This window comes from Alkaliphilus crotonatoxidans, from assembly GCF_054658015.1.
Genome location: NZ_BAAHXS010000006.1, coordinates 563,031 through 575,211, shown reverse-complemented (window position 1 = coordinate 575,211; position 12,181 = coordinate 563,031). Strand labels below are relative to the sequence as shown.

General features: G+C 38.9%; 10 protein-coding genes, 1 tRNA gene and 2 riboswitches. Of the genes, 2 read left to right on the top strand and 9 right to left on the bottom strand.

Translation table 11 applies throughout. The features are described 5' to 3' along the window. Window positions 1–41 precede the first annotated feature (41 nt). From treR to ACYQ1I_RS14735, 9 genes are all read right to left on the bottom strand, one after another. Entirely contained in the window at window positions 42–755 is a 714-nt protein-coding gene (gene treR / locus ACYQ1I_RS14775; RefSeq protein ID WP_459766650.1) for a trehalose operon repressor, read from the bottom strand. Window positions 756–784: 29 nt separating this feature from the next. Next, window positions 785–2,455, bottom strand: a complete 1,671-nt coding sequence (gene treC / locus ACYQ1I_RS14770; protein ID WP_459766648.1) for an alpha,alpha-phosphotrehalase — start codon at window positions 2,453–2,455, stop codon at window positions 785–787. A gap of 177 nt (window positions 2,456–2,632) precedes the next feature. Further along, window positions 2,633–4,066: a PTS system trehalose-specific EIIBC component gene (gene treP / locus ACYQ1I_RS14765; RefSeq protein ID WP_459766646.1), complete on the bottom strand. Its 1,434-nt coding sequence runs from the start codon at window positions 4,064–4,066 to the stop codon at window positions 2,633–2,635. Between the two features lie 242 nt (window positions 4,067–4,308). Continuing rightward, entirely contained in the window at window positions 4,309–5,553 is a 1,245-nt protein-coding gene (locus ACYQ1I_RS14760) for a DUF1015 domain-containing protein (RefSeq protein ID WP_459766644.1), read from the bottom strand. Continuing rightward, window positions 5,522–6,475, bottom strand: coding sequence for a D-2-hydroxyacid dehydrogenase (locus ACYQ1I_RS14755; protein WP_459766642.1), 954 nt, complete (start codon window positions 6,473–6,475; stop codon window positions 5,522–5,524). Before ACYQ1I_RS14755 ends, ACYQ1I_RS14760 begins: the two co-directional genes overlap by 32 nt. A gap of 33 nt (window positions 6,476–6,508) precedes the next feature. Beyond that, window positions 6,509–7,573 carry a pyridoxal-phosphate-dependent aminotransferase family protein gene (locus tag ACYQ1I_RS14750; RefSeq protein WP_459766640.1) on the bottom strand — a complete coding sequence of 355 codons (1,065 nt, stop codon included), beginning with the start codon at window positions 7,571–7,573 and terminating at the stop codon, window positions 6,509–6,511. A 559-nt stretch (window positions 7,574–8,132) separates the two neighbouring features. Further along, entirely contained in the window at window positions 8,133–8,930 is a 798-nt protein-coding gene (locus tag ACYQ1I_RS14745; RefSeq protein ID WP_459766638.1) for a transglutaminase-like domain-containing protein, read from the bottom strand. 13 nt (window positions 8,931–8,943) lie between these two features. Continuing rightward, window positions 8,944–9,025: riboswitch (cyclic di-GMP riboswitch) on the bottom strand. Between the two features lie 35 nt (window positions 9,026–9,060). Then, a riboswitch (cyclic di-GMP riboswitch) is annotated at window positions 9,061–9,142 on the bottom strand. Between the two features lie 76 nt (window positions 9,143–9,218). Continuing rightward, window positions 9,219–10,340, bottom strand: a complete 1,122-nt coding sequence (locus tag ACYQ1I_RS14740; RefSeq protein WP_459766636.1) for an AraC family transcriptional regulator — start codon at window positions 10,338–10,340, stop codon at window positions 9,219–9,221. A gap of 219 nt (window positions 10,341–10,559) precedes the next feature. After that, complete coding sequence (locus ACYQ1I_RS14735; RefSeq protein ID WP_459766634.1) at window positions 10,560–11,186, bottom strand: HD-GYP domain-containing protein; 627 nt, start codon at window positions 11,184–11,186, stop codon at window positions 10,560–10,562. Between the two features lie 297 nt (window positions 11,187–11,483). On the opposite strand from ACYQ1I_RS14735, the gene ACYQ1I_RS14730 reads away from it, so the two are divergent. Next, window positions 11,484–11,834 carry a helix-turn-helix domain-containing protein gene (locus ACYQ1I_RS14730; RefSeq protein WP_459766632.1) on the top strand — a complete coding sequence of 117 codons (351 nt, stop codon included), beginning with the start codon at window positions 11,484–11,486 and terminating at the stop codon, window positions 11,832–11,834. Between the two features lie 167 nt (window positions 11,835–12,001). Then, window positions 12,002–12,090 (top strand) — tRNA-Ser (locus ACYQ1I_RS14725). The last annotated feature ends 91 nt before the right edge of the window (window positions 12,091–12,181 follow it).

Here is a 12,181-nt window from a genome sequence, read left to right as displayed (position 1 = left end):
CCCCAATGCCTTTCATCATTTAAATGATAAGGTAGTGGGCTTTAGTGTTGCCTTCTTGCAAAGTCAACAAACCTAAATTTATCCGGTCGGTGTCTTGATTCCGTATATTGAAAAAGATTTCCACTTTCTAAAAAAATATGATTTTTAACGACAACGATCATATTGTAGTTGTCAAAATCCAAATACCTTTTATCCTCTTCACTGGCCTGTTGAAGGGTTATTTCCTTCTTAGCAAAGCTAATTTTAAGACCCAGGCTATTTTCAATATACTCATAAATAGAATCTTTGCAGATTTCCTCTGTCAATTGGGGTACATATTGTTGTAACAGGTAATCCTTATCAAGGATAATTCTTTGATCGCCAATTTTTCTAACCCGAATGACCTTCCATAGGGGTTCTTCTTCAGAAATTTCCAGTTGCTTGCTTAAATACTCATCGGGGTAAATCTGCTCCAATTCTTCAACAATGGTATTTGATTCCACTCCCAATCGCTGAGATAGCTCTTTAAAGCTGGTTAAGCCTGAAACTGGAAATTCATATTTGTCTATATCCAATACAAAGGAGCCCTTCCCTTTAATTTTCAAAATGTAACCATTCCGCTCCAACAAATCTAAGGCCTTCCGAATGGTGTCTCTTGATACACCATACTCCTGCATCAGCTCATTTTCTGATGGCAGCTTATCGTTGGCCTTTATTTGTCCGCTTTCTATTTTAACAATCATCTGATTGTAAATTACAAGATATTTGTGGTCCATCATTTATCACCCAAGTTATTTTAGCATTTTTATTTCTTTTTTTCAAGGTAATATACGACTGACTCGTAGGGCCTTAACTTTATTTTCTCAATTTTATTAGAAGAATTTTGGTAATTGCTAATTAACATACTAATGTGATATTCTACTGGATTAATTTGATTTGGCAATTGAAATAAGGCTTCCCTTCCATAGAAGTTATTAATAACCAGCAGCTTATCTGCCTTATACTGTCTTAAATAGGCGTAGATTTCCTGATGATCCTCTAAGATTGGATAATAGTCCCCATAGGCAATGATGTCGTATTCCTTCCTTAGGGCAATTAGTTTTCGATAGTGATGAAAAATTGAATTTGGGTCCTCTATTGCTGCTTCTGCGTTAATCTGTTGATAGTTGTGGGCCACCGAAAGCCAGGGGGTACCGGAAGTGAAGCCTCCATGGGGCCTGTTATTCCATTGCACCGGCGTACGGCCATTGTCTCTGGATTTAGCCTGTAAAATTGCCATTACTTCTTCTTCGCTCTTTCCCTTCTCCCTTAAAATATGGTAGTGATTAATTGATTCTACGTCATTATACTGCTTTATCTTATTAAAATGGGGATTGGTCATGCCAAATTCCTCTCCCTGATAAATATAGGGGGTCCCCCGCAGTAAATGAATGGCTGTGGCCAGCATTTTGGCTGATTCTTGATGATATCTTTCATCATCTCCAAATCGAGATACCGCCCTTGGCTGATCATGATTACACCAGAAAACTGCATTCCAACCATTTCCCTGCTGTATCCCCAATTGCCACTCATTCAATATTTTTTTCAGGGCAATCAAATCGAAATCCATTAGGGTCCATTTATCCCCATTTTCATAATCCACCTTTAAATGATGAAAGTTAAAAACCATTGATAGCTCCTTTTCCCCGGGGTTTGAGTATTTAATACAATGATCGATGGTTGTAGAGGACATTTCACCAACCGTAATGATATCGGGGTGCTTCCCAAAGGTCTCTCGATTCAATTCCTTTAAATAGTCATGAATGCAGGGCCCATCGGTGTAAAATCTTCGACCGTCACCATCGGGGTCATCCTGAAATTCTTGGGGCTTGGAAATCAGGTTAATTACATCCAGTCGAAAGCCCTTCACTCCTTTTTCAATCCAAAAATCTACGATTTTATATATTTCCCTTCTTAGGGCAGAATTCTCCCAGTTAAGATCGGCCTGGGTCACATCGAATAGATGAAGATAATACTGGTCGAATTCTTCTACATACTCCCAGGCAGAACCTCCAAATTTGGAAAGCCAATTGGTCGGCTCCCCTCCATCCTTGGGCTCCTTAAAGATATAAAAGTTCTTGAAATACTCATCGCCCTCCATTGCTCTTTGAAACCAAGGATGGGAAGTGGAGGTATGGTTGAAAACCATATCCAGCATTACTCCGATACCCATTTTTTCTGCTTTTTTGACAAGTGCATCGAAATCCGCCATGGTTCCAAAACGAGGATCAATTTCTTGATAATCGGCCACATCGTAGCCATTATCCCTTTGGGGGGAAATATAAAAGGGGGTCAGCCAGATATAATCTACTCCTAGATATTTTAAATAATCTAATTTTTGTGTCACACCGTTTAAATCTCCGAATCCGTCGCCGTTGGAGTCGTAAAAGGACTTTGGGTAGATTTGATAGACTACGCTTTTTTTAAAATTCTTCATATCGATCGGCTCCTTTAGTTATGTGCTTCTGTCTAATCTGATAAGAACTTAAGGTTTATGCTTTCACATTTCTATTCCCCGGCAAAGCAGATGCCACCTTTGACCCCGTCTAACATAAATGATAAAAAGAAGGATCACGAGGTTCCTTCCTTTTATCGATTTCTCCTAAATATAAACCTAGGCTGTTGCTTTATTTTTGCTTCCAAGGGTAATTTTTCGTTTATTAAAGAAAATTGTTAAAGCAAATGGTACGATGATGGCTATTACCATAGCAATGGCAAAGATCAGCATAAATCTGGGCTGAATCGACAGGATTCCTGGGATTCCCCCCACTCCAATGGAGTTAGCCATTACACCTGCACCCACCGACAATACCGCCGCCAGGGCCGAACCAATCATTGCAGCCAGGAAGGGGTATCCATATTTTAAATTAATACCAAACATAGCAGGCTCTGTTACCCCAAGATAGCAGGAAATAGCAGCAGGAATGGATACCTGTTTTTCTTCCTCGTTATCCCTATTCAAATAAATCATGGCTAAAACAGCAGAGCCCTGGGCAATGTTAGAGAGGGCAATCATAGGCCACAGGTTGGTTCCGCCAAGTTCACTCATAAGCTGAAGGTCTATGGCATTGGTCATATGGTGCAGACCAGTGATAACCAGCGGAGCGTAGCTAAAGCCAAAAATAGCGGCAAACAGCCAGCCAAAGGCTGAGGTTAACCCTGCGTATACTACGCTGGAAATAGCTGCACCGATTTTCCAGCCGATGGGTCCCAATACCACATGGGCAATTAAAACCGTTGGTACCAAGGCCAAGAAGGGTACAACAATCATTGAAATATAGCTGGGCACTACATCACGAAGCTTCAGTTCAATGGTGCTTAATAAAAATCCTGCTAAAATTGCCGGTATAACCTGGGCTTGATAACCAATCATATTAATTTGTACGAATCCAAAATCCCAGAAGGGTGCCTCTGCGCCTCCTGCTACCCCATAGGCATTCAGTAATTGGGGAGAAACCAGGGTAATACCTAAAACAATTCCTAGAATCTGTGTAGTTCCCATTTTCTTTGAAATAGACCAGGTGATCCCTACGGGCAAGAAGTGGAAGATTGCTTCACCGATTAACCATAGAAAATGATGCATACCTGCCCAAAATTGAGATATTTCCACCAGGGTTCTGGTACCCTCCTGAAACATCTTGATATCACCGATTACATTACGGAAGCCAAGGATCAGCCCCCCTACTACAATAGCTGGAATCAGGGGAGCAAAAATTTCACCTAAATGAGAAATAAGTCTTTGGAGTAAGCTCATGTTTTGACGTCCTGCTATTTTTGTATCTTCCTTGTTGGCCTCCTTCAAGCCGGTCTGTCGAATAAATTCATTGTAAAAGGACGCCACCTCGTTTCCGATAATGACCTGAAACTGTCCTGCCTGGGTAAAGGTTCCCTTTACCATTCCAATGGTTTCGATACTTTTAATGTCGGCTTTTTTCGGGTCACTCAACACAAAGCGCATTCTTGTAGCACAATGGGAAACCGTTACAATGTTTTCCTTCCCCCCAATGTGTTTTACTAATTCTTTGACGTCATTGGCGTATTTACTCATAAAGAACCCTCCTTCTCTAAAATATTGAGTATGAATAGATAGATTATGCCTTTGAAAACCTTTTCAAAATTACAGCAACATGTACGTACAGGTTTAATTATATTTTTATTATAACCTGTACGTACAAGTAGGTCAAGAAAAAATTGTGTTTTATTTAATATTTCTGATTATTCTTCCCTCTATACTGAAAGAAAAAGACAGTGTGCCTGCCAAACACCAGGCCACTGTCTTATGATTATCAATTATAATAGATGTATAAATAGTCCACTCCTTAGCTTTGGCTCAAACCAGGTGGATTTAGGGGGCATGACCTCTCCTGCATCGGCAATGGCCAATAGCTCCTCCATGGAGGGGGGATATAAGGAAAAGGCCACCTTCATATCTGTTGCTACTCTTCTTTCCAGCTCCTTGAGTCCCCGTATTCCTCCAACAAAGTCGATCCGTTTATCTGTTCTGGGATTTTCAATTCCCAAAATTGGCTGCAGCAAATTTTTCTGTAAAATACTTACGTCTAATCGTTCCACCGGATCATTTTCATTAATGATTGCTTCCTTGGCTGTCAGCCTGTACCAGCCTTCCGCCAGATACATACCAAAGCTATGGCGTTCTGTAGGCTTACAGGGGCCCTGTTCCTCATAGGGCGATAGGTCAAAGAATTGTTTAACTCGATCAAGAAATGCTTCAGTGGTTAAACCGTTCAGATCCTTCACTACCCGATTATAATCCATAATCAGCAATTCTTCGTCGGGGAAGATCACCGTCATAAAATAATTAAATTCCTCTGTTCCTATATAATGGGGGTTTTGTTCCCTTCTTTTCAGACCAACTTTAGCTGCCGAGGCGGTTCTATGATGACCATCGGCAATATACAGATAATCTACTTTCTTGAAGTAGGCTTCCAGGGCCTTTACTTTCTCTATATCGTCTAGGACCCATACCATATGGCTAATGCCATCTTCCGTCGTAAAATCATATACCGGCTGATGGGTCAAGGTCCACTGTTGAATTATATTTTGAATTTCAATCCTGGATCGATATGCAAAGAAAACCGGTTCTGTATTGGCATTACAATAATCAAAATGATTAATTCTATCGATTTCCTTTTCTGGCCTGGTAAATTCATGCTTTTTAATAATATTGCCGGTATATTCATCGATGGATGCACAGGCGACAATTCCCGTTTGGGCCCTTCCATTCATAATTTGCCTGTAGATATAATATGCCGGTACCTGATCCTGAATAAGTACCCCAGTATTTATCATTTCCTTTAAATTGGCCGATGCCTTCTGGTAAACGACAGGCTCATAGGGCTTCACCGTATCCTCTAAATCTATTTCCGAACGACTTACATGTAAAAAGCTATAGGGATTTCCTGCTGCCAACTCCTTTGCCTCCTCACGACTCATGACATCATAGGGCAGGGCTACTACCCTATGGGCCAAATGGGGGTTAGGCCTAACAGCTTGAAAGGGTTTCACAATTGCCATTTAACCACTCCTCTTTATAAAAGCTACTGACGATTTTTACGATTTCTTCACCAATTCGTTCTTGGGCTTCCTCAGTTGAGGCCCCTATATGGGGGCTTAAGGATATTTTTTCATGCCGGTAAATGGCCCCATTTTTCACAGGCTCCTCTTCAAATACATCCAGGGCGGCTCCAGCCACCTTCCCTGAATCAAGGGCCTCTAACAGGGTTTTTTCGCAAATTACGCCTCCCCTGGCACAATTAATTAGATATACGCCATCCTTCATCATATCAAATTCCCGCTTTGCCAGCACAGGCCCTTCCTCTTTGTTAAAGGGGACATGCAAGGATATAAAATCTGATCTTTGCAGCAGTTCTTCCTTTGTTACATATTCAAATTCCCCCTGATGATTTGGGGAACGCATCCTATCATTATAAATCACCTTCATTCCCAGGGCGGCAGCTTTTTGGGCAGTGGTCTGGCCGATTCTTCCAAACCCGATTATGCCAAGGGTTTTACCCTCCACTTCAATTCCCTGGTATTGTTTTTTCAGCCACTTTCCTTCCTGCATGGTTCTATTGGTGTGATGCAGGCTGCGGGCAAGGGTTATCATATGCCCAATGGCCAGTTCTGCCACTGAAATCTTGCTGGAATCGGGTGTATTTTTTACTATCAATCCATTAGATACGGCGTAATCCACATCTACGTTATCAAGCCCTACTCCGGCCCGTACAATTAGCTTTAATTTACCTGTTTTTAGGGCTGCATCGATGATATCTTTATCGATTCTGGTGGCTGATCGAATAATAATTCCATCAAACTCCTTAATCTTTTCCATTAATTCTTCCCTTTCATAGTGATGAAGGGTTAATTCAATACCTATTTGGGCAATTTCTTCTAGGGATTTTTTTTCTATGGCATCATTTACTAGTATTTTGCACATACTGACTTCCTCCCTTTTAATGAAATAGATTCTTTAAATCAATTCATCGATTAAAGCTAATAATTCCTTAATCTCCTCTAGGGTTGTTTCTGCCATGTGGGCGATACGGAAGGTTTTATCCTTTAAATCTCCATAGCCATTAGATATCATATATCCTCTTTGACCCAGCTGATTATTCAGCTCTTTTACATCTATGCCCTTTGTATTCTTAACCGTTGTAAGGGTGTTGGAGGCATACTTTTCTTCAGTAAGCATTGCAAAGTTTTCAACGGCCCATTGCCGAACATATTTTGCCATGGCAAGATGTCTGGCAAATCTGTTTTCAAGACCCTCTTCAAGGATTTTATCCAATTGATAATCTAAAGCAAACATATGGGAAAGGCTGGGGGTAGAGGGATACTGATAATCTCCTTTCTGAATGTAGTTGTAAAGTTCCAGCAGGTCAAAATATAATCCTCTGTTTTCAACCTGCTTTGCAGCTTCCAGGGCTTTTTGGGAGATGGAGCAGATGGCAATTCCCGGGGGGAGTCCCAGGCATTTTTGTGAGGAGGTGATGCAAATATCAACCCCCAGCTCATCAACGGGTAATTTGGTTCCCCCCAATGAGCTGACGGTGTCTAAACAGAATATTACATCGGGATATTTTTTAACAACCGCTGCAATTTCCTCAACAGGATTCATCACTCCTGTTGAGGTTTCATTATGGGTAATGGTGATTAAATCATATTTACCGGTAGAGAGGGCAGATTCAACCATTTCAGCCGTTGTTGCCTTTCCCAGCTCAGCGGAGAATAAATCAGCCGGCACCCCATTAGCCTTGGCCATTTTAAACCAGCGATCCCCAAAGGCCCCTACAGAAAAAACCGCAGCCCTTCGCCTAGTACAGGAACGAATGGCTCCTTCCATCAAGCCGCTGCCTGAGGAAGTGGAAAGCAATATTTCATTTTCAGTATACATCAGTCTTCTCATTTTGTCTGAGATACTTCTTTGCAGAACAGAGGCATCTTTGGTACGGTGACCAATCATGGGTGTGGCCATTTTTTCAAGTACATCGGGGGTTACATTGACTGGACCAGGTATGAATAGTTTTTTGTACATCATAAAAACCTCCTTAAATTCATTCTCACTCAAAACCATTTTGGTTTTAAAATAATGGCGTAAATTGCCTTTTTATGGTTTTTGGAAATTTCTGAAAAATTCAGTTGTAATTAATTTATTCGTTATGATCTTAAAAAACCCTTTTTATGTAAAAAAATTTATATATAAAAGAAAAGCAAACCTACATATTGCAAGTACCTAGTCAGTTAAAGCTTGGGTTATTCTGAGAAAATTTTCATCTAGTAAGAACGAGGAGAATCCATATCGAGCAATATGACGACCGAAGATAAGCTTTTTCTATTGCAGTTTATATAGTTCATTTATACCTTTACATATTAGCTATTAATCAATCATTATTAAAACCCACCCCAATTTACGTGGTGCCAGTACCCTGTTACAGTTAAAACTTGTGTTTCCCCTGAGTTGAAATTGCCATAAAGCAAGGCATAATAAGGAGGCAATATCGGTTGATCTTATGACTGATGACAACGGAATCACCCAGATATAACTGGAATTTAATAATAAAAACTCCACCCGGTTGGGTGGAACAATAACGATTCTATATATGGCTTGTCCTGTTAAAGTCAGAAGGGCTTTTTATCATGTCAGGCCTCAAATTACTTTTTATTAATTGTGCGTCCTGTGTTGTATCGATTATGACCCAGCCCCCCAGGGCTTCGATATAAACCTCATTCCAGGCATGATATTCATTAATATTGGAAGCATACCCCTTGACCAGCTGAGTCGGTATTCCCTGGCTTCTTAACATGGCTGCAAATAATGACGCATAATCATAGCATATCCCTAGCTTGGTATCGAAGATATGATCAATATCAGGCAAATAATGGGACGAAGTATTAGCAGCCTTTTTATAATCATACTCAATTTCATGAATGATATATTCATAGATTGCCCTCACCTTATCTATATCAGCAGTTAAGTTTTCAGTTAATTCCGAAGCTTTTTGTACTGCCTTTGAAGATGAATCCCATTTTATTTCCTGAATAGAGTTTAGATAGATTATCTTATCATCTGCCAGGTTTACTTTAATTTCCTGCTTTAATATCTCCCTATATTTATTGCCTTCGGTATTTTCCATTAATCTTACAATATATGCTCCGTTTCCCATCTGTAAAGGAAACCGCTCTTTTTTTTCACCATCAAGACGATAACTGAAGCGTTGTCCGTCCTTTTCAATTAAAACCCGCATTTCTTTGTGATGGGCTTGTCCATAAAAAACAGATACAATCCCCCTATTGATGTTTTCAGTACTAATAATTTGGGCTTCTGCACCATATGTAAAAATATTAGCAAATATAAAGAAGACGACAGTCATAATGATTAAAGTCTTTTTCATAGATAACTCTCCCTTCGGTAGCCAGGCTGCCCTTCTTTCGAGTGGGCCCTATGGCTTTGCGTCCCAACGTTTCCATTGGTTTGCCATTGTCGGTGAAAAGCTATAGATCAAAAACAACAAAAACTAATCCTTCGGTGGCTAGGCTGCCTTTCTTTCGAGTAGGCCCTTTAGCTTTGCGTCCCAACGTTTCCGTTGGTTTGCTATTGTCGGTGAGAAGTTCTTTTTTCGTTTAATTATTTTACTGATTTCATTATACCACATTATTAATTTATAAAAACATTTTTCTGATTAAGGCTGCCCAATAATATTGGCCCTATCTTTATATATAATTGCTTCTTCAACATAACGAGTTAAATCACCATTACTCATTCCCTTGGTTTTTCTGTATATTTCAGGAGAAATTCCATATTTCTCTTTAAATACTTTATTAAATTGATCGGGGTTCTTATATCCTACCTCTGCTGCCACCTTATGTATTGCAATTTTCCTAAAAACCAACATACCACAGGCAATTTTTAAGCGTGTATCGACTACCCATTCACCAAAGCTCCGATTGGTCTTTTCATAAATCATTTGACTTACATAGGCTGGATGATATCCAAACTCCTTTGCAACATCTGCCAGCTTCACAGTCTTGATATTTTTCCAAATATATTCCAGTATATCATTCATTCTTTCACTAATAATACCTACTTCACTCTCTTGAAGACTATCTTGGTGGAGCTTTTCCAGCTCTGAAAAAAAGATTATAAATAGGCATTTAATTTTATCATCCTTTAACAAATCACCCCCATAATATTCCATCAGAATTACCTCAAGGGTATGCTGGGACTTCTTGGATGCTACATTCATCACCATATATTTTTGAAAATGCTTTTGATAAAACCATTCATTTATAAAGCTCTGATCAGCATGATCGTTAGAATAAACCATAGCCGTATACACTGTATCCTGAAAGGAAGACGTGATTGCTATATTTAAGACAATATCGCCGGCTCCAAGGATCCCTAAGGCATGGGTTGTTTCAGGATTAATAAAGCAAAGCTGCCCTTGGGTTAGTTGAATTTCATTGGTCTGGTCTTCTATATATAGGCGACACGCTCCCTGAAAAACATAAATAATTTCTAAGTAGTCATGTTGATGGAATGGAACATGGGTGAATCTGGGTTGCTTCGTAATGAGTACCTTATTCTCATCCAAGTCATTAGAATCGTTTGAAAAAGCATTCAAAATAATATCATCTAAAATTTTGTGCTGAGTTTCTAAGAATGATGCTTTATTGCCATAGCCTTCTATTTTATCCTTTGTATAATCAGTATCAAAATTTTTATGTTTCATCAGATTTTGTTTTAAAATCAGCTCCAGCGGCTCTAATCGATTGAGCAATTTCCCTAACTCTTCTATTTCCATTGCTAAGCACCACCCTCCCTATAGTAAAATTAAGAAATTAAACTTATTTAATTATGGTATAAGATATGATACCATGGCCTAATCTATCAAAATACATATGACAGACAATTTGCTAATATAAGACAAATTATACCATAAAATTATATATTAAGATACTTTTTATGTTTTTTTATTAACAATTTTGTTATCTTTTTTCTCAATACTCCTCCTTTTTTTAACCTAGTCCTTCCAATTGGCTTGATTAGCAAGAAATCTTTCATTTAAAGCTTGTTCTAATATTTTTTTGCTTCTTTCATAAATAAAGGGGTCTATTTCCTTTCGCTTCATCCGCTCTAATACTGACATTGTATTTTTAATTTTATAGGGCCTGTATACTCTGGGCTGCGTAATAGCATCAAATATGTCTGCAATACGGATAATTCTGCTATATAGAGGAATTTCATTTCCCTTTAATCCCTCCGGATATCCTGTGCCATCCCAGTTCTCATGGTGGTAACGCAGGGCTTTAGCGATTTTTACATTTTTGTCCTTTATTTTCAGCTGCATTTTTAAGTATAAAGCCTCTGAATAAAGGCAATGCTGTTTCATAGTTCTCCATTCCTCTACTGTAAGCCTTCCTTTTTTATAGAGGATAGAGGGTGGTATTCTGCTTTTGCCAATATCATGATATAAGGCACTTTCAAACAATTCGTGCTTCTGTTGATCGGGCAGCTCTATTTCACCAGCTATTTGAGCAGATATAATGGCTACATCAATTGAATGGGCAAAAATCTCTAAAGACAATTTATGGTCCATTGGGTTCCCGATATGGTCTGTCAATGCTAAATCATGTATATTCCACTGCATCCTATACACCCCTTCTATAGCCATCTTATTTGCTGTATCCTTCAGATAATGTAACTGGTAAGCCGGGCTTATATTTAACAAATTTGTCTTTGTCGCAATTAACTTTTAATCGTAATTTTGATCAGATTAAATACTTATTTTTAAATCAGTATCATATTTTGTAGTAAGTCGTCATCTTTTCTTATATTTTATACAAGGTTGGCATATCTTGTCAATTCTTTTAGAACTGTTACATAATTCTGTCAGTGTGTGGAATACTAATTGCTAATCATATTAAAGTTATAATGAGGTGATAATATGAGCGTAGATTACAAGGCTATCGGAAAAAAAATACGGCTAATTCGGACTCAACATGAATTAACAATTGAACAGATGGCCGAAATTTTGAATCTGTCGGCATCATACATGGGCTTAATCGAACGGGGTCAGAGAGGAATCAGTATCGAAACATTATATAAGTTTTCTACCATCTTTAATGTCAGCACCGATTATTTACTTTTTGCAGAGGATGAGGGGAAGGGTCAGCTACTGGAGTCAGTAACAAATTCACATCAAAAGCATATCTTGAGCCTAACACAGCAATACTCGGAAAAGGAGTTTATTTTTCTGATTGAGTTTATCAAGCTCAAAAATAAATATGACCGCTAAAAAGCGTTGGTTGAAGTTTTTCCCCTTCAACCAACGCTTTTTGGCAATTATGAGTAACATGACATAAAATAATAGACAGAGGAATTGACAAATTAAGCATAAAGCTGTATTTTATATATAGGCCAATTTTGCTATTGGTTTTATGTTATATTTTTTTAAGAAACTATGGAAGCGTATCGAAGTGGTCATAACGAGCCGCACTCGAAATGCGGTTGTCCGCAAGGGCACGTGGGTTCGAATCCCACCGCTTCCGCCATGAGCCTGTTTGCGGTCAATGTCTGCAACAGGTTCTTCCTTTTTATGAGCTTCCGCTTTATCCTCAAATCCTAAATGTATCAAAATGTTGT